The organism is Streptococcus sp. 20925_1_77, assembly GCF_041432125.1.
Taxonomy (GTDB): Bacteria; Bacillota; Bacilli; order Lactobacillales; family Streptococcaceae; genus Streptococcus.
On sequence record NZ_JAPVZB010000003.1, the window covers coordinates 136,042 to 153,876 of the forward strand.

The window sequence follows — 17,835 nt, forward strand, 5'->3', positions numbered from 1 at the left end:
TCTCTTGTGATAAAATCATCTTCTTTCTAATTGTTTTAGGGCTGCATCTAATTGGGCATAGAGGGCAGTTAGATCGCCATTATTGTCTAAGACCAGATCCGCATGGGCTCTTTTTTCATCTAGCGGCATTTGAGCAGCGATGCGTTCTTTAGCCTGCCGTTCTGATAAGTGGTTGCGTTCCATCAGGCGCTTGAGCTGGGTTTCTTTTGAGACAGCTACCAACCATACAGCCTCAAACCACCCTTCATAGTGCTGCTCGATCAAGAGGGGAATATCCATAAAAAAGAGACCGGATTGAGCAACTTGCCTGTCTCTTGCATCTGCCAAAGCCTCACGAATGAGCTGGCCTTGGACGCGATTGGACCAGTCTCGTTCACTAGGATTTGAAAAAATCCGCTGACCTAGAGCGACGCGATCCAGTTCTCCATTTTCTGTGAGTATCCCCTTCCCAAAATGATCCACTAAGACACGGTAGAGGGCCCCTCCTGGTACCTGCAAGTCATGGACCACTCGATCAGCATCAATGACAGGATAACCTTTTTCTTTTAAATAGGAGGTGACAGTGGACTTTCCTGAAGCAATCCCTCCTGTTAATCCAATGATTCTCGCCATCTAGTTCTCCTTTTGACAGTGCGGGCAAAAATGGGTTCCGCGTCCCCCCAGCTGGATTTTCTCAATCGGTGTCCCGCAGCGCAAACAAGGCTGACCTGTCTTTCCATAGACTTGGTGCTCTTCCTGCATGGTACCATCCTCTCCAAAAGCATTACTATAGGAACGAATGGTGGAACCTCCTTTTTCAACAGCTTGAGCTAGCACAGCGATTGTTTCCTTTCGGATGGCTTTGGCTTCTCTAACAGACAAGCTTTGACCCAAACGAGCTGGGTGAACCTTGGCTCGATAAAGGACCTCATCTACATAGATATTGCCCAGACCAGCCACTAATTTTTGGTCTAAAAGAGCTGATTTAATGGGTTTCTTTGATTTTTTAAGAGCTGCTTGGAAGGCTGGTTCTTTAAAATCCGCTTCTGTTGGCTCTGGACCAATTTTTTTCGCCAAAAAATAGCTGTCTATAAACTCAGGCACTAAGACTTCCATGGTCCCAAACTTGCGAACATCTTCATAGACCAGGGTGCTGCCATCAGTAAAGTGAAAGAAGACATGGGCGTGCTTGCGAAGAGGGACTTCGTCTGGATAAAAGAAATACTTGCCTTCCATCCGCAAATGCGAGATGAGGACCAAATCCGTCAGATAAAACAAGAGGTATTTCCCGCGGCGCCCCATGGATCGAATTTCTTGACCTGGGAGATCTTGACAAAAAGCATCCAGATCCGTCTGAATCATCTTTGGATACTTTACTTCCACTGATTGGATGGTCTTCCCAAGAATTAATTTCTCAAGACCGCGTCGGACGGTCTCAACTTCTGGTAATTCCGGCATAGAACTCCTTTCAAAAACAAGAAGCAGGCTTCTGCCCACCTCTTCTTAGTATTCTTTTTCGTTGTATCCGAAATCGGCAAGGTCTAATTTCTTATCCCGCCAATTTTTCTTGACCTTGACCCAAGTTTCTAGGAAGACCTTGTCCCCTAGCATCAGCTCGATATCCTTCCGCGCAAGGGTTCCAATCTTCTTGAGCATGGCGCCACCTTTTCCGATGACAATGCCTTTTTGGCTATCGCGTTCCACCATGATGGTTGCACGGATATGAACCTTATCTGTTTCTTCATCCCGCTTCATGGAATCCACTACTACTGCAACAGAGTGGGGAATTTCTTCACGCGTCAAGTGCAAGACCTTTTCACGGATCATTTCAGAAACCAAGAAACGCTCTGGATGGTCAGTAATCTGATCAGCAGGGAAATATTGGAATCCTTCTTCTAAGTTTTCGCTCAAAATATCAATCAAACGCGAAACATTGTTTCCTTGAAGGGCTGAAATCGGCACAATTTCCTTGAAGTCCATCTGACTACGGAAGTCATCGATTTGCGCCAAAAGTTGGTCAGGGTGCACCTTATCGATCTTGTTGACCACGAGGATGACGGGCACTTTAGCTGCTTTAAGGCGTTCGATGATCATATCATCACCCTTGCCCCGCGCTTCATCTGCTGGCACCATGAAGAGTACGGTATCGACTTCCCGAAGGGTACTGTAGGCTGACTCTACCATGAAGTCTCCAAGCGCGGTCTTGGGTTTGTGAATCCCTGGCGTATCGATAAAGACAATCTGTTCCTTATCGGTTGTGTAGATTCCCATAATCTTATTGCGCGTTGTTTGCGCCTTGTCACTCATGATGGCAATCTTTTGCCCCATGACGTGGTTCAAAAATGTTGACTTCCCGACATTGGGACGTCCTAAAATGGCTACAAAGCCTGATTTAAATGTCATAGTTTCCTTTCACGAGGGCATGCTCCCTCTTATCCAAATACCAAGGCCCAGAATTTGGGCACAAAAATGATCAATCCTGTCACCAAGGCAAAACCTGATACAACGAGGACCGCTCCAGCTGCCATGTCTTTGGCATTCTTTGCCAACATGGAGAAATGGTAGTTACTGGCTAGATCCACCACATTTTCAATGGCTGAATTCATAATTTCAAAAGCAATCACCAAAGTGATGCTGAGCAATAAAAAGAGCCATTCCGTCGCAGAAATCCTAAATACCAAACCAGCAAGCATTGCTACAAGGGCTGATAAGGCGTGCTTGCGCATATTGCGCTCTTCTTTGATCGATGTGAAAATTCCTGTTATCGCAAAATCCAGGCTTGAAGTGAAGTCCCGATTTTTCCATTTTCGCTTATTGTCTTGTGAGTCCATAGGCTGTCAAAATCTCTTCCTGTAAGCCAAACATTTCCTTTTCTTCTTCTGGCGTATAGTGATCATAGCCATTGATGTGAAGAAAACCATGTACTGCCAAAAATCCCATTTCGCGCTCAAAGCTATGGCCATATTCTTCCGCTTGCTCCCGCGCCTTGTCAATTGAAATAAAGAGCTCACCAATATAGGTATCGAATTCCGCCATCATCTCTGCCAATTCTGGATTTTCTTCAAGGTCTTCCTCATCAAAAGAAATCTCCATCTCAGGCTTGTATTCTAAACTGATGACATCTGTCGGACGATCCGTATCACGGTATTCAAGATTTAGTTCATGACTGCGTTCATTGGTCACAAAAGTCACAGCCATTTCCTTGTCTTCTTTCCCAATTTTTTGAGCAGCAAATTCTAAAATTTCTTGCGTTTGTTTTAAGATTTCGTCAGAGACTTGGCCCGTCTCATCTACCATTTCAATATACATCTGGATCACCTCACTATTATCACTTTATTATATCACAAAAACCAGCCTATATACTAGATACAGGCTGGTTTTCAAACTTTTTCTTTGGATGATCATCTTACACCACTGTTTGCTGGATGGCATTCATCTGGGCATAGATCCCGCCTTGTACAACCAGTTCCTCATGTCTACCACGCTCTACAATGCGTCCTTCAGATAAGACTAAGATCTGATCCGCATCTTGGATAGTGGACAAGCGATGGGCAATGATAAAGGTGGTCCGGCCCTTTTGCAGGACCGCCATAGCTTGTTGGATGATTTCTTCTGTTTCCGTATCAATGTGAGAGGTTGCCTCATCCAAAATCAGAATTTTCGGATTCATATAGAGCGTCCGCGCAAAGGAAATCAACTGGCGCTCGCCACTTGAAAAGGCAGATCCTTTTTCTACGACTGGATGGTCGATTCCCTTTTCAAGGCGCTCTACAAAGGGCCAAGCCCCGACTTTTTTCAGCGCATCTTTGACCGCCTCCCGGTCAATATGATCCTGACTCATGGCCACATTACTAGCAATGGTTCCTGTAAATAGATAAGGATCCTGCAGGACAATCCCCATATAGCTTCGTAGGCTCTCACGAGAGACTTGGCGAATATCTTGACCATCGATCAAAATCGCTCCTTCTTGAGGATCATAAAAACGATAGAGCAGGTTCATAATCGAAGACTTACCCGATCCAGTATGACCCACAAGAGCGACGGTTTGCCCAGGACTTGCTTGAAAGGCAATATCCCGCAGAACTGGCTTGCCTTCTTCATAGGCAAATTGAACGTCGTCAAACACGACTTCTGCCTTTTCTATCTTCAGTTCCAATGCACCATCAGCCTCTAACGGTTGGTCTAAGAAAGCAAGGACGCGGCTCCCCGTTTCTAAGGATCGCCGAATATTTGGGAATTGACGACTAAGATTGGCCATGAGATCAAATAGATTAATCACATAGTTAATATTGATAAATAAGAAACCAGCCGTCACACCGATATTACCCTGTAGGAAAGAAATCCCAGCGATAGTCAAAATGCCTGCAATCACTAAAAACTTGAGCAATTCTGTCAAGGTCCAAGAAGCAATAGAATCGGCTAAGAGGATTCGATCATTGGCTCCTAACATCTTCTGAGTAGTGGCTTCAAACTCATCCACCACACCAGGCTCTTGATGATAGAGTTGAATCATACTGGCACCATGCAAGAGTTCATTGACCTGGGTATTGACCTCGCTTCGCGCATCAAAGAAATCCTTCATAGGCTGGTCCGTCATGACCTTGTAGAGATACTGGATCCCATAGAAAATCGGAAAGACCAAACACAAGAGAAGGCCCATCATAGGACTCAGGTAAAAGAGAATCCCTAGGATAAAGAGGAAACGCACCAAGTAGATGACTAAAATCATACAAGAGTTATAAAACTGGGTCCGCAAGGTCTCCGTATCATTGACAATTCTTGTCGCGATCTTCCCAGCCGGCTTATCATCAAAATAAGAAATAGGCAGTCCTTGCATGACTTGAAAGGCTTGGTCTCTCAGACTAGCGGTTACTTGATTACTTCCATGCAGTAAGATCCGATTGCCCATGTAGCTAATCAGCTGCCCCAGGCTCAAGACCAAGAGATAGAATCTTCCCATCTGAAGCAAGTCCCCTTGTCCGCCACCGTGGGTCAGTGCGGTCAAAGGCCCATCGATCATCTTTTGGAGAAGAAAGGGTGACAATTCAGAAAAAATGGTGGCTAGTAAGAGGCAAATAAAGCCAGCAAGAAAGACAGTTGGATAAAGCGTGATCCTCGATAATAATCGTTTCAATACTTTCATCTTATTCTCCTTCCTGTTTTTGTTGCCGTTGGTATTGTTCATAATACCAGCCCTCTTGAGCTAATAAATCACTAGCCCTACCTTCTTCTACAATACGACCTTGATCCAAGACGATGATCCAATCCGCCTGATGAACAGCAGACAAGCGATGGGAAACAATGAGGGTCGTCTTGTCTTTTCGTTCCTTTTGAATCGTGTCAATAATGGCCTGTTCAGTCTTAGCATCTACTGCCGAAAGGGAATCATCTAACAGCAAGAGATCCGCATCCCTTAAAAAAGCACGTGCCAACGAGATCCGCTGTTTTTGACCACCTGATACAGAGACCCCTTTCTCACCAATCATGGTGTCCATTCCCTGAGACATCCGCTCAAGATCATCCGCAAAAGCAGCTTGGGCTACAGCTTCCACCAAATCCTCTTCACTAGCACCATTTTTACCCAGAGCAATATTGTCACGAATGGATTTTGAGAATAAAATATGTTCTTGGGAAACATAGCCGATTTTAGCTTCAATGGAGTGTCGGTTGTAGTCCACAATCGGTTGCTTGTTGACCAAGAATTCTCCCTCACCAACTGGGTACTGCCGCAAGAATTGTCGAACCAGACTAGTCTTTCCTGCTCCGGTACGACCAACAATTCCAACTGTCTGTCCTTTCTGAATGGTCCAATCAATGCCTGATAGACTCTTTCGCTCAGCACCAGGATAGCTGAAAGAATAATCCTTAAACTGCACCGAATCAATCTGCTCTAAATAGTTAGGACCATCTGGTTCGAGATCATCCGTTTCATCAATCACTTCTTTTAATTTTTTATAGGACATTTGCCCTGTCTGATAGACCAAGATCAGGTCCGCCATCATCCACATAGGTTCAATTAAAAAGACCAAATACAACTGCAAAGCCAATAACTTGCCAAGGCTCAATTGCCCGCTTGCTAAGGACCGGCCTCCAAATACTAAGAGTAAGACCGTCGAAAAACCAATAAACAACAGGGCTAAGGGGCCAAAAGAATATTGGATAGAAGCAATTTTGTCCCCTGTTTTGGATAGACTGGCTGTTTTCTTCTGAAACTGTTTGACCTGCTGGTCCCGTTTACTATAGGCCCTCATGACCCGAATCCCCTCGATGGACTCCAAGACTTCATCATTCAACTGAGCGACTGCTTCCCGGTTTTGCTCAACATAATCCTCCTGCTTTCTACTCAAAAAATAGGTCGAGACGATAAGGAAGATCATGGGAATAAAGGAAATCAAGGTTAATCGCCAAGAAATGAAAAACATGGTCGGAATAATAAAGGCAAACAAGCCACCGCCAAACAAGAGCACCATCATCCCGTAACCAGCCATGTCGGCCATGCCATCGACATCTGTCGTGAACCGCGTCAAGAGATCTCCTGAACGGAATTTCTCAAAAAAGGGACGCCGCATAGCTACTAGTTTACGAAAAGCTTGTTCCTGAAGGGTCGCCTTGAAATGAACTGACGACTGAAAGAGGCGCAACTGCCAATAAAAAGCCGTCAGGTAATTGAGGATGGCTGATCCTACCAAGAGGACCATATCCCATACAAAGTTGGATTGCGTCAGCGTCTGCTGACTCAGATGATCCACTAGACGCTGAATAACTTGCGTCGGGATCAATAAGGTGTAATCATAAAGAATCAGGACAACAGCAATACTGATATATCGCCACTTGCGTTCCCTGATATACTCCCAAATAGCTCTGATCATATATTCTCCTTTTCAAAATGGCACAGAAAAAACCCAAGTAAGGAGCTGAGTAGGTGCTCAGTCCACACTTGGGCCTTCTGATGCCTATCACCAATTCAGTTAAGGCAGGCAAAAATGCATACAAAAAACCCAAGACAGACTCCTCCATCTTGGGTTCATTCAATTTTTACATAGAACTCAACTGAGATTGGAGAAGCTGTGTATTCAATTGTGTCATCAAAACATCTACTTTGTTCATGATGGTTTTCTCCTTTCTCTTTGTTGCTATAACTTTACCACGGATTTCTGTGCTTGTCAACGTTTTTTTGAAAATTGTTGAAAAAAGCCGGACTTTTAAAGATGGACTCGCAAAAAAGAAGCCTAGATCTTCTCTAAGCTTCTCTCTTCTGCTATGCTAGTTGCCGGGATTGAACCGGCGACCTCATCCTTACCATGGATGCGCTCTACCGACTGAGCTAAACCAGCAGTACCTATCTACTATATCATGGAGATAGGTCTTTTGTCAATATCCTGACTCATTTTTCTGCCAAATATTCTTCCTTAGTGAGGATATAATGAACTCTCGTCACCATTCTCCCTTTTTCATGCAAGTCTAGCATCGCGTAGGGCTCCTCGTGAGAATATTTCATTCCTGATTTTGCCATCACCCGTCCAGAAGCTGGGTTGTCCTTATCATGAACGGCAATGAGCTTGTTCATCCCTAACTGTTCAAAAGCCAGAGCAATGACTGCCTTAGTAGCCTCTGTCGCAAGACCTTGGTTCCAATAGTCTTTATTCAGAACATAGCCGATACTCCCCTTCTTCAGACAAAGATCCAAATCCAGTAAATCAATCGTCCCGATAAATTTTCCATTTTCTTTGAGCTCGATCCCCCATCTTCCAAGTGGGCTCGCTAGGTAAAAGAGGGCAATATTATTACGCGTCTCTTCTAGACTTTGATTGGTTGGAAAAGTGTAGCGCGTAACTGTTTCATCAGAAGCATACTCAAACATAGCCGGTGCATCTTCAAGAGTGACCGGACGCAAGTGCAAGCGCTCAGTCTCTATTTCTCGATAAGCCGCTAACTTCACATATAAATTTTCCATTTGACACTCCTTCTTTAGGGATTAGTTTAGCAAATAACCTAAAGGAAGGCAAGCTCAAATTTTTCTTGCTTTTTAACCCACTTTTCTATACAATAAAATCAATCAAAACAATCAGATAAGGAGTGAAAAGGTCATTGAGTCAAGAGAGCCATCTCACACCAATGGCCTTTTTACACCTAAATCTGAGCAAGGAGGCAAGAATGCTCATTGGAATTCCTAAAGAAATTAAAAACAACGAAAATCGGGTCGGTTTGACACCTGCAGGTGTACAAAGCTTGGTGAAGAAAGGTCATCACGTTTTGGTGGAAACAAATGCCGGACTTGGTTCTGGCTTTGCGGATGAAGATTACACGAAGCAAGGGGCAACCATCGTTGCGACTGCTGCAGAAGCTTGGGCCGCTGAGATGGTGGTCAAAGTCAAAGAACCCCTCGCTGAAGAATATGGCTTCCTTCGCGAAGACCTCTTGCTCTTTACTTACTTGCATATGGCTGCTGCTCCTGAATTAGCAGATGCCATGGTTGCAGCCAAGACAACTGGTGTAGCCTACGAAACCGTTCGAGACTTAGATGGACAATTGCCACTCTTGGTGCCAATGAGTGAGGTGGCTGGACGGATGGCCGTGCAAATCGGTGCTCACTTCCTGACCAAACAAGAAGGTGGATCAGGCGTCCTCCTAGGTGGGGTGCCAGGTGTTCCCAAAGGAAAAGTTACCATTATCGGAGGCGGGGTCGTTGGAACCCACGCGGCTCGTATCGCCCTTGGACTTGGTGCCCAAGTGACCATCTTAGATATCAGTGCTAAACGTTTGGCTGTTCTGGAAGATGTCTTTGGTCATCAAATCCAAACCCTTATGTCCAATCCATTTAACATTGAAGCCAGCGTCCGTGATGCCGATGTTGTCATCGGAGCTGTCTTGATTCCTGGTGCTAAAGCTCCTAAATTAGTGACAGACGATATGGTTAAACAAATGCGCCCCGGTTCAGTCATCGTCGATGTGGCCGTTGACCAAGGTGGTGTTATCGAAACAGCAGACCGTGTGACAACGCATACGGAACCAGTTTACGAAAAACATGGCGTGCTCCACTATGCTGTAGCCAATATTCCAGGGGCCGTCGCTCGCACTTCTACCATCGCCCTTACCAATGTGACCCTTCCTTATGTCGAATCCCTAGCTGACAATGGCTTCCACAAGGCAATTGCCCTCGACGAAGGCCTGCGCCAAGGGGTCACCACTTACCAAGGTCACATCACAAGCCAACCTGTTGCTACCGGTTTAGAGCGTGACTTCACACCAATTGATGAATTGGTTTAAACTAACATAAAAAAGGCAAAGATCCGATGATCTTTGCCTTTTTATTCTGCTTCTTCTTCCACATCCAGTTTTTCTTTGAGGACTGGATTTGGGATGGGCTCGTAGGCCCGGATAATTTCTGCTACTACAGGATGGCGAACAACATCCTTGGCAGAGAAATGCACAAAGTCAATTTGAGAAATGTTCTTCAATTTCTCCTGAGCATCAATCAAGCCGGATTTGACATTTCGAGGAAGGTCAATCTGGCTGGTATCTCCATTGACAATCATCTTAGAGTTAAAACCAAGACGGGTCAAAAACATCTTCATCTGCATGATGGTGGTATTTTGCGCTTCATCGAGGATGACAAAGGCATCGTCCAAGGTCCGCCCCCGCATATAAGCCAAAGGCGCAATCTCGATAATCTCCCGCTCCATCATCCGAGTTGTTTGGTCTTTCCCTAAAATCTGGTAGAGAGCATCATAGACCGGTCGTAGATAAGGGTCTACTTTTTCTTTAAGATCCCCTGGTAGGAAACCAAGGCTCTCGCCAGCTTCTACAGCAGGACGCGTCAAAATGATCCGCTTGACCTGACCACGCTTGAGGGCTGTCACAGCCAAAGTCACTGCTAGGAAGGTTTTCCCAGTCCCCGCTGGTCCAATCCCAAAAGTGACATCATGGTTCTTGACACTATCGACATAGATCTTTTGACCAAGCGTTTTAACCCGAATGGGCTTGCCGTAACTATCCTTGATAATCTCTTCTTCATAGAGAGCGATGAACTTATCCAATTCACCATTTCTCACCATGGTAATGGCGGTCACCACATCCGGCGTTCCAATGGTCATGCCACGGTTAACGAGGACCAAAAGAGCCTGGATGACTTGACGAACCTGCTCGCAGCTTTCTTCTTCCCCAATGATTTGGACGATTTCTGTTCGGGCATGAATAGTCACCCCAAATTCTTGCTCCATCAAACGGAGATGGCGTTCGTTAGATCCAAACAAATGAAAGAGATCGTCTGGATGCGTTAATGTAATTTCAACTGAATGTTCTTGCAAATAAAGAACCTCTCTACCTGTGTTTTTCTATTATTATAACAAAGAGGCCGAGAAAAAACCATCCTCGACCTATCCTTCTCTAGTGGGCTTGGTATTCTTCCCAAATCGCATCAAAATCGCCAAGATTAAAGGAAAAGCTGGCATGCTCTTCTAGATAGCGACTGACCTCATCGAAGTCATCTGTATGCTTGGGAAAAGCAGACTCGTGAAATGCAAGATCTGCTAGAATGGCCTTAGGAGCATTGCTTTTAGGATTGCGCTCCGTCATCAGCCAAGTATAAAATGATTTTCGCATAAGCCTCCTCTTAGATTAACTCTGTTCCAAACTGGTCTTGCTTGATTTTTTTGGCCTTCATCAAACCACCCAAAGCCTTTTTGAACTGGCCTTTTGAAATCCCAAAAGTCGCCTTGACCTCTTCTGGAGAGGACTTATCATTCAAGGTCATAAAGCCTCCATTGGCTTCCAAATAGGTCAAAATCATTTGGGCATCGTTTTCCAACATCTCAAAGGAGCGTGGCTTCAAAGATAGATTCAAGGTCCGGTCCACCTCACGAAAACCAATAACGCGGGCATTTAAGACCTCTCCCAAACGAGGTTCTGCATAGCGCTCACTTGGGTGGATAAAGCCCAGCATATTGTTCTCTGGAAGGTAAACAAAGGTTCCAGACAATTTCAAGCGGTAGACAATGGCTGGCCAGTTTTGGTTTTGCATATTGTTATAGGCTGGACGAGCCAAACGCTGGAAATCTTCCTGGTAGGCTAAGATCCCCCAAATCCGATCTTTCTTATCAACTTCTAAGCGAATATAGAGACGATCGCCCTTTTTAGGCCATAGATCTTTGATCTCCGGTAGGATATCTAGTGAGACAACAATCTGCTTATCTGGAAGCCCTGTATCCACAAAGACTCCCAAATCTTTGCGCACTTCTGTGACTGTCCCCCAGCCAAAGCTTTCTTGAGTTGCTGTAACTTCAAGTGTCGTGAGTCGGAGTTTTTGCTTCATATCTGTATAGGCAAAGCCCTTGACACTTTCTCCGACTTGATGTGGGCCTTCTGCTTTATCAAGCGCGTAGGTCTGGCCATCTTTTTGAACAAAATAGAAGTGATCATTTTCATCGATGACCATTCCCATGATGTAGCTTGCTAGATTCGTATTCATGTTTCCTTCTTTCCTCTTGCCTCTTCACAAGAATAATGGAAATAAAACCCAGCCAGCAGTGCCAACTGAGTCTTTCTTTCCTGTAATGGTTGGGATGGATTAAACTTCCATCAATTCTTTTTCTTTGTGCGCTGTCATTTCATCCACATGTTTGACAGCATCATCCGTAACTTTTTGGATCTCTTTTTCAAGACCTTTCAATTCATCTTCTGTGATTTCTTTTGCTTTTTCTTGTTTCTTCGCTTCATCCATAGCATCGCGACGGATGTTACGGATCGCTACTTTAGCATTTTCACCCACTTTTTTCACTTCTTTTGCCAAGTCACGACGAGTTTCTTCTGTCAAAGCTGGGATAACCAAGCGGATAACAGATCCATCGTTGGCTGGAGTGATACCAAGGTCAGAAGCATTGATGCTGTGCTCGATGTCTTTCAAAGATGATTTATCAAATGGTGTGATCAACAAGACACGCGCTTCTGGAATAGTGATAGATGCCAATTGGTTCAAAGGAGTCTCTACTCCGTAGTATTCTACGAAAATACGATCCAAAAGACTTGCATTTGCACGTCCAGCACGGATGCTACCAAATTCACGTCCCAAACTTTGGTGAGACTGGGTCATTCTTTCTTTTGCTTTTTCTACGATTGGGTTTGCCATAATCTTCCTCTATTTTCTATTATTTTTCTACGTTATTCGATACGGTTGTACCGATATTTTCACCAAAGACAACGCGTTTGATATTGCCTGGTTCATTCATATTAAAGACAACCAAGTCAATGTCGTTGTCCATGGAGAGAGTAGAGGCTGTTGAGTCCATGATGCGAAGACCTTTGTTGATCACATCACGGTGAGTCAATTCCTCAAATTTCACAGCTGAAGCATCTTTTTTCGGATCGGCATTGTAAACACCATCGACCCCATTTTTGGCCATGAGAATGGCATCTGCTTCAATCTCAGCTGCACGAAGGGCTGCGGTCGTATCTGTTGAGAAGTAAGGAGAACCGATCCCTGCACCAAAGATCACGATCCGATCTTTTTCAAGGTGACGAAGGGCACGACCACGGATATATGGTTCTGCAACTTGTTGCATAGCAATCGCAGTTTGAACACGGGTATCCACGCCAACTTGTTGAAGCGAATCAGCCATCACAAGAGCGTTCATGACAGTACCGAGCATACCTGTGTAGTCTGCTTGGACACGATCCATCCCTGCTTCAGCAGCAGGTTCTCCACGCCAAAGGTTTCCCCCTCCAATCACCAAGGCAATTTCAATTCCAAGTTCGTGAACTTCCTTGATTTCTTGGGCCATATTTTGGACAGTTTTGATATCGATTCCGACACCACGTTCGCCGGCAAGAGCCTCACCAGATAGCTTGATTAAGATACGTTTATACTTAGGTTCTACCATTTTCTCTCTCCTTTTTTGATCTGTATTATTTTACCATAAATTACGTTTTTTATATAGTCATATCCATCAAAATTTTCTTTTTTCCATCCGATTGGTTTTACCAACTGTAGCAAATAAAAATGGCGTACAAAAAAAGCTACCCAAAGGCAGCTTTTCATTTCAATTAAAGTGAGTTAACGTCCACTTTGATACCAGGACCTTGAGTTGTAGTCAAAGTCAAGCTAGTTACGTAAGTACCTTTAGCTGTAGCTGGTTTTGCTTTTTGGATTGTGTCGTTGAAAGCTTTAAAGTTTTCAACCAATTTAGTATCATCGAATGAAACTTTACCGATGATCGCTTGAACGATACCTGCTTTATCAGCACGGTAAGTGATTTTACCACCTTTAGACTCTTCAACTGCTTTCGCAACATCCATTGTTACTGTACCAGTTTTAGGGTTTGGCATCAAGTTACGAGGTCCAAGGACACGTCCAAGACGTCCAACAAGAGCCATCATGTCAGGTGTAGCGATAACTACGTCGAAGTCCAACCAACCATCGTTGATTTTCGCAACAAGGTCATCTTCACCTACGAAGTCTGCACCAGCAGCTTTTGCTTCTTCAGCTTTTGCACCACGTGCAAATACAAGAACGCGAGCTGTTTTACCAGTTCCGTTTGGCAATACCATTGCACCACGGATTTGTTGGTCAGCTTTTTTCACGTCGATGTTCAAGTTGTAAGCAACTTCTACAGTTGCATCAAATTTTGCAAAGTTAGTTTCTTTTGCAAGAGCTACAGCTTCTTCTACGCTGTAGACTTTTGTGCTGTCGATTTTTTCAAGAGCAGCACGAAGTTGTTTGCTTTTTTTAGCCATTTTATCTTTCTCCTTGTAATGTGGTCATATCGATTTTCATCTCCCACGTCACTCGTCATTTGATCAAGTGTATTGCGGGCAAATAGGATTGTTACAATTAGTCAGTAACAGTGAATCCCATAGAACGAGCAGTACCTTCGATCATACGCATTGCAGACTCAATGTTTGCAGCGTTCAAATCTGGCATCTTAGTTTCAGCGATTTGTTGTACTTGTGCACGAGTTACAGTTGCAACTTTCGTTTTGTTCGGTGTACCTGAACCTTTTTCAACACCTGCAGCTTTTTTCAAAAGAACAGCAGCTGGTGGTGTTTTTGTAACGAAATCGAATGATTTGTCTTCATAAACAGTGATAACAACTGGGATGATCATACCAGCTTGATCAGCTGTACGAGCGTTAAACTCTTTAGTGAATCCCATGATGTTGATACCTGCTTGACCAAGCGCTGGACCAACCGGTGGAGCTGGAGTAGCTTTACCAGCAGGGATTTGCAATTTTACAAGTTTTTCGACTTTTTTAGCCATTTCTTAAATCCTCCTTTGTGGTTTTGGCGGTAATTACAGATTTTTACCTCCCACAAGTATGCTTTGTGCATACCTTTCTATTATACACGATTTCTCTTTTTTTGCAAGAAAAAATTAAAATATAGTAAACTTTTTTTTCGTTTTATGATAGAATGAAGCTATGTTAATCAAATTTGCTTCTGTATTATTTATTTTTTTAACGCTGATTCTGAGCGGTATCATTGTTCACCTCTTTAAACTCCAAAAAAGAGGATGGCGATCGACCGATATTGCCTTTCCTTTATTTGCCTTGGAGTACTACCTGATCTCAGACAGCGCCTTTTACCACAGCCTCTTACCACTATTAGCCTTGAGCCTTTCGCTTTTAGCCTTGGGGCTAACGATTTATTTCTTAAAAAAGAAAAAGAGTTTTTATTATCCGAAATTTATCAAATACTTCTGGCGCGCTGGATTTCTGGTCACCTTCTTGCTCTATCTGATCTTAACCGCTAGTTTGTTTATCTAATACTGAAAAAGATACCATCTTGCTTCATTTCAAGGTGGTATTTTTTTGACAAACTACGACGATTTGAATGAATTAGGAAGTCTTTACCATTGTTAATGATTCATTTTTATAATTTTATGATCGACAATCTGATAAATAGAATCGTAATCTTCTTTCTGGTATTTATGAGCGATTTCTATTAAGGTACACTTTTGTTGAGCCAATATTTTTCGAATCTCTCTTGCATTTGTTTCATCTAATGCTGCTGTCACCTCATCGGCTAACAAAATGGGTTTTGGTCGGAGAATACACCGTGCAATTTCTAGTTTCATCATTTGTCCTCCAGATAAATTCTGTGGATCTACTTGATACTCTAAATCTCCAGCCAATTCGTCCCAAAGATGAACAGATTCTAAAGCTTTTTGAAGTTGGTCATCTGAGAACTCCTGAAATAGAGTCAAATTTTCTCTTACAGTCCCCTTAAATAGATAAGGTTTTTGATGAATGAGATTGACCCTGTCGTAAGAAGGATAGCAAGATTTTCCTTTTCTATTTATCAATTCAATACTTCCACTATATTCCTTATCTTCTCCACATAATAAGTGAAACAGGGAAGTTTTGCCACTTCCACTGGCACCCGTGAGAAGTACTTTCTGACAAGCATCAATTGTCAGGTTTGTATTTCTAAAGATCAAATGGTCTCCAAATGTCTTTGTTAAATCATCGATCTGAATACTTAGCTTTTCTTTCAAAGGTTCTAAAATAGTTGTCGTCTCATTCACTTCAGGCATTTCCAAAATCGACACAACTTTCTTTTTGACAACCGTTGAGCCTTGCAAATTAGATGTCATTTCTAATAATTGTTGCAAAGGGGAGATTAAATTCATAGAAGCCGTCATCATGGCGATGAGTGTTGTCAAAGACAAGGTCGTAGAAGGAAGAAGCAATAAACCCGTTAACAAGGGGCCAATCAATCCTAATCCTTTTAAGGGACCCGTCCAAAACATGACTAAATTGTGAGTCGTATAGTAGGTATATTGTTGATGCTCCGTTTCACTAATTTCTTTCAGAACATGTTGAGAAAATTCAGTTCCCGCTTGATTGCTTTGGATGGTTTGAATTCCTTTGCTAAAATCGGTGATACTTGATAAACTTTTCTTTCTTGCCTTACTTAGCTCCTCCCCACGTTTTTGTAGGAGTTTGTTAAATACAAACTGAGGAATGATCATCAAGAAACCACCTATTGTAAAGAGACAACCAATAAAAAAGTTCTGCATGATGAGATAGACTATAGATGCTAGAATGGATAAGCCAAATACTGGATAAATGAGCATAGGAGTCAAAAATTCTTGCCAAAACATCGGAATATCCTGTGTTAAAAATGAGTTTAACTCTGCCTCTGTATACTCTAATTTTTTTAGATGAAAGTAGGTTAACGTTCTCTCTGAGATCAATATATTAAATTCTTTGATGATCGATCGAACAAGAAGATTATCGATATACATACAAGCATAGATCAATACAAAAAGAGCTATTCCTCCTATACCAAAGACAAGTAAGGCTCCCTTATCTCGCGGATTAATTTCACCTGCGAACTGAATAATAAGCGATAATAAAAGCCCTTGAAGTGAATACAAGATAGCAAATAGAACATATAACATCAATTTCCATTTAGATAAACTTTTTAAAATGATTTTCATTCTACTCTGACCTCAATTCATAATTAATTCTATTCGATAAAATAGATAATTCAAAATTATTCATTATCTTCTGTTTCATTCGACTACACTTTTCTTCAAAAGAAATTTCATAAAAAATATCTCTTTTTGGACACGTTCCTCCTTTACAAATTAATAATAAATTACATTTTTGACACTCATCACGAAATTTATACGAATTAATCCACAACTTATTATTCAGTTGATTTATTGATGAATTACCTAATTCACCAATTATGTTCTCAGGATTATATAATGCAACAGTACATTTTAACAAATTGCCTTTCGTATCGATAGTATATGAATGAGGTTTCTGAGCGTAGCACGCATTATAATTACTATTGAAAACTATATCATCAAATAGATTATATCCCATTTTTATTGCTAATTTTGAGAGTCCAAAAGATACATCTTTATCATATAATTGAACTTCATAACCTTTAGATCTATCTCCACATCCCCAATCTCCTACATTTCGAAAGAGCATTTTAAACCTCTCATCACCTTTAAAGTCTTGAGCATCTTCCTCTAAAAACTTACATACATCATCATAGTTTTCTTTTGAAACATTTAAACGAATAAAAATATTAAATTCCAAATCAAGCTTGGTAGCATTTTTTAAATTTTTTAGAATTCGCTCATACGTGCCTTGACCATTCTTCAAGACTCTTTGATTATCATGCCCTTTTTTCGATCCATCAACAGTAATTTGATAGTTTGTTACTTTGCACTGAGTTATCAATCTATTCAAAATAGTACGATTTAGTAGGTAACCATTTGTAGTCATATCTGAATGATAATTAACACCAATTAGTTTAGCATATTTTATTAATTCCTCTGAAATTCTTAGTATTTCCTTATAACCCAAAAGCGGTTCTCCTCCAAACCAAGAAACATGTAAATCTTTAAAAGGATGCTCACTTAATTTTTTCTTTATAAAATGTAAAATACTTTCATATTTAGCACTTATATCACAATTCGAAAATTTTTCATAACAATACTTACATCTAAAATTACAATCTCCATGTGCTAAAATTGTAATTCTTAATGTCTTTTCATCCCTCTCTTTAAAAATTTTTATCATATTCGCTAGCTCATCATTCTCTTTCAAAAAATGATGTGATTCTAAAAACGAAATCAATTGATCTTTCGTTTTATTATCTGTTTTTATTTTTTTTAATAACTTATTTTCTATTTTTATAGACAAATTATTTTTTGTATTGAACAAATATTTATATTCTTCTTTTTCAAATGATATTACATATGGTGAATAAAGCATAATTGTCTCCTCAATAATGATTCTATAGTTCAATTTTATTCTCTTAAATCTTATATTTTTAATAAATAAGGGGTTCCAATTTAAAACAATTGTCCCCCCCTTAAAATATGGATAAAACAATTAA

Annotated in this window: 19 protein-coding genes and 1 tRNA gene; 2 read left to right on the plus strand and 18 right to left on the minus strand. The window is 41.8% G+C overall.

Going from position 1 to position 17,835, the window contains the following annotated elements:
* Window positions 1-15: 15 nt before the first annotated feature.
* From coaE to O3626_RS03245, 9 genes are all read right to left on the minus strand, one after another.
* Window positions 16-612, minus strand: coding sequence for a dephospho-CoA kinase (gene coaE / locus O3626_RS03205; RefSeq protein WP_371495244.1), 597 nt, complete (start codon window positions 610-612; stop codon window positions 16-18).
* Entirely contained in the window at window positions 613-1,437 is an 825-nt protein-coding gene (gene mutM / locus O3626_RS03210) for a DNA-formamidopyrimidine glycosylase (protein ID WP_371495246.1), read from the minus strand.
* Between the two features lie 45 nt (window positions 1,438-1,482).
* A complete protein-coding gene (gene era / locus O3626_RS03215) occupies window positions 1,483-2,382 on the minus strand; it encodes a GTPase Era (protein ID WP_006595864.1) in 900 nt (299 codons plus the stop codon).
* A 29-nt stretch (window positions 2,383-2,411) separates the two neighbouring features.
* On the minus strand, window positions 2,412-2,810 hold the full coding sequence (locus tag O3626_RS03220; RefSeq protein WP_302692392.1) for a diacylglycerol kinase family protein: 399 nt from the start codon (window positions 2,808-2,810) through the stop codon (window positions 2,412-2,414).
* Window positions 2,791-3,288 (minus strand): rRNA maturation RNase YbeY, encoded by a 498-nt coding sequence (gene ybeY / locus O3626_RS03225; RefSeq protein WP_006595862.1) that lies wholly within the window; start codon window positions 3,286-3,288, stop codon window positions 2,791-2,793. Before ybeY ends, O3626_RS03220 begins: the two co-directional genes overlap by 20 nt.
* Before the next feature lie 97 nt (window positions 3,289-3,385).
* On the minus strand, window positions 3,386-5,122 hold the full coding sequence (tetB(46), locus tag O3626_RS03230) for a tetracycline efflux ABC transporter Tet(46) subunit B (RefSeq protein ID WP_371495249.1): 1,737 nt from the start codon (window positions 5,120-5,122) through the stop codon (window positions 3,386-3,388).
* 1 nt (window position 5,123) lies between these two features.
* Window positions 5,124-6,848: a tetracycline efflux ABC transporter Tet(46) subunit A gene (gene tetA(46) / locus O3626_RS03235; protein ID WP_371495251.1), complete on the minus strand. Its 1,725-nt coding sequence runs from the start codon at window positions 6,846-6,848 to the stop codon at window positions 5,124-5,126.
* Window positions 6,849-7,240: 392 nt separating this feature from the next.
* Window positions 7,241-7,313, minus strand: a tRNA-Thr gene (locus tag O3626_RS03240).
* 50 nt (window positions 7,314-7,363) lie between these two features.
* The gene (locus O3626_RS03245; protein ID WP_014713679.1) at window positions 7,364-7,933 is read right to left on the minus strand and encodes a GNAT family N-acetyltransferase; all 570 of its coding nucleotides are present in this window, start codon (window positions 7,931-7,933) and stop codon (window positions 7,364-7,366) included.
* A 200-nt stretch (window positions 7,934-8,133) separates the two neighbouring features.
* Here O3626_RS03245 and ald point away from each other — a divergent pair, with 200 nt between their 5' ends.
* Window positions 8,134-9,246, plus strand: a complete 1,113-nt coding sequence (gene ald, locus O3626_RS03250; RefSeq protein WP_037608011.1) for an alanine dehydrogenase — start codon at window positions 8,134-8,136, stop codon at window positions 9,244-9,246.
* A gap of 41 nt (window positions 9,247-9,287) precedes the next feature.
* Here ald and O3626_RS03255 read toward each other — a convergent pair whose 3' ends face one another.
* The 7 genes from O3626_RS03255 to rplK form a co-directional block, all read right to left on the minus strand.
* A complete protein-coding gene (locus tag O3626_RS03255; RefSeq protein ID WP_371495253.1) occupies window positions 9,288-10,286 on the minus strand; it encodes a PhoH family protein in 999 nt (332 codons plus the stop codon).
* A 79-nt stretch (window positions 10,287-10,365) separates the two neighbouring features.
* Window positions 10,366-10,581, minus strand: coding sequence for a YozE family protein (locus O3626_RS03260; RefSeq protein ID WP_003005127.1), 216 nt, complete (start codon window positions 10,579-10,581; stop codon window positions 10,366-10,368).
* Window positions 10,582-10,591: 10 nt separating this feature from the next.
* On the minus strand, window positions 10,592-11,446 hold the full coding sequence (gene cvfB, locus O3626_RS03265; protein WP_371495255.1) for an RNA-binding virulence regulatory protein CvfB: 855 nt from the start codon (window positions 11,444-11,446) through the stop codon (window positions 10,592-10,594).
* Window positions 11,447-11,545: 99 nt separating this feature from the next.
* Window positions 11,546-12,103: a ribosome recycling factor gene (frr, locus tag O3626_RS03270; RefSeq protein ID WP_003005165.1), complete on the minus strand. Its 558-nt coding sequence runs from the start codon at window positions 12,101-12,103 to the stop codon at window positions 11,546-11,548.
* A gap of 19 nt (window positions 12,104-12,122) precedes the next feature.
* Window positions 12,123-12,854, minus strand: coding sequence for a UMP kinase (gene pyrH / locus O3626_RS03275; RefSeq protein WP_003005706.1), 732 nt, complete (start codon window positions 12,852-12,854; stop codon window positions 12,123-12,125).
* Window positions 12,855-13,017: 163 nt separating this feature from the next.
* Window positions 13,018-13,707 (minus strand): 50S ribosomal protein L1, encoded by a 690-nt coding sequence (rplA, locus tag O3626_RS03280; protein WP_003005355.1) that lies wholly within the window; start codon window positions 13,705-13,707, stop codon window positions 13,018-13,020.
* Window positions 13,708-13,804: 97 nt separating this feature from the next.
* Window positions 13,805-14,230 (minus strand): 50S ribosomal protein L11, encoded by a 426-nt coding sequence (rplK, locus tag O3626_RS03285; RefSeq protein WP_003005369.1) that lies wholly within the window; start codon window positions 14,228-14,230, stop codon window positions 13,805-13,807.
* 160 nt (window positions 14,231-14,390) lie between these two features.
* Here rplK and O3626_RS03290 point away from each other — a divergent pair, with 160 nt between their 5' ends.
* Window positions 14,391-14,735: a DUF3397 family protein gene (locus tag O3626_RS03290; protein ID WP_371495257.1), complete on the plus strand. Its 345-nt coding sequence runs from the start codon at window positions 14,391-14,393 to the stop codon at window positions 14,733-14,735.
* A gap of 92 nt (window positions 14,736-14,827) precedes the next feature.
* Here O3626_RS03290 and O3626_RS03295 read toward each other — a convergent pair whose 3' ends face one another.
* Both O3626_RS03295 and O3626_RS03300 read right to left on the minus strand, forming a co-directional pair.
* Window positions 14,828-16,414, minus strand: coding sequence for an ATP-binding cassette domain-containing protein (locus O3626_RS03295; protein WP_371495259.1), 1,587 nt, complete (start codon window positions 16,412-16,414; stop codon window positions 14,828-14,830).
* A 1-nt stretch (window position 16,415) separates the two neighbouring features.
* Complete coding sequence (locus O3626_RS03300; RefSeq protein WP_315377253.1) at window positions 16,416-17,711, minus strand: radical SAM/SPASM domain-containing protein; 1,296 nt, start codon at window positions 17,709-17,711, stop codon at window positions 16,416-16,418.
* Window positions 17,712-17,835 lie beyond the last annotated feature (124 nt).

Coding starts and splice junctions, on each gene's coding strand:
- coaE (WP_371495244.1), bottom strand. CDS start 612: ATGGCGAGAATCATTGGATTAACAGGAGGGATTGCTTCAGGAAAGTCC.
- mutM (WP_371495246.1), bottom strand. CDS start 1,437: ATGCCGGAATTACCAGAAGTTGAGACCGTCCGACGCGGTCTTGAGAAA.
- era (WP_006595864.1), bottom strand. CDS start 2,382: ATGACATTTAAATCAGGCTTTGTAGCCATTTTAGGACGTCCCAATGTC.
- O3626_RS03220 (WP_302692392.1), bottom strand. CDS start 2,810: ATGGACTCACAAGACAATAAGCGAAAATGGAAAAATCGGGACTTCACT.
- ybeY (WP_006595862.1), bottom strand. CDS start 3,288: ATGTATATTGAAATGGTAGATGAGACGGGCCAAGTCTCTGACGAAATC.
- O3626_RS03245 (WP_014713679.1), bottom strand. CDS start 7,933: ATGGAAAATTTATATGTGAAGTTAGCGGCTTATCGAGAAATAGAGACT.
- ald (WP_037608011.1), top strand. CDS start 8,134: ATGCTCATTGGAATTCCTAAAGAAATTAAAAACAACGAAAATCGGGTC.
- O3626_RS03260 (WP_003005127.1), bottom strand. CDS start 10,581: ATGCGAAAATCATTTTATACTTGGCTGATGACGGAGCGCAATCCTAAA.
- cvfB (WP_371495255.1), bottom strand. CDS start 11,446: ATGAATACGAATCTAGCAAGCTACATCATGGGAATGGTCATCGATGAA.
- frr (WP_003005165.1), bottom strand. CDS start 12,103: ATGGCAAACCCAATCGTAGAAAAAGCAAAAGAAAGAATGACCCAGTCT.
- pyrH (WP_003005706.1), bottom strand. CDS start 12,854: ATGGTAGAACCTAAGTATAAACGTATCTTAATCAAGCTATCTGGTGAG.
- rplA (WP_003005355.1), bottom strand. CDS start 13,707: ATGGCTAAAAAAAGCAAACAACTTCGTGCTGCTCTTGAAAAAATCGAC.
- rplK (WP_003005369.1), bottom strand. CDS start 14,230: ATGGCTAAAAAAGTCGAAAAACTTGTAAAATTGCAAATCCCTGCTGGT.
- O3626_RS03290 (WP_371495257.1), top strand. CDS start 14,391: ATGTTAATCAAATTTGCTTCTGTATTATTTATTTTTTTAACGCTGATT.
- O3626_RS03295 (WP_371495259.1), bottom strand. CDS start 16,414: ATGAAAATCATTTTAAAAAGTTTATCTAAATGGAAATTGATGTTATAT.
- O3626_RS03300 (WP_315377253.1), bottom strand. CDS start 17,711: ATGCTTTATTCACCATATGTAATATCATTTGAAAAAGAAGAATATAAA.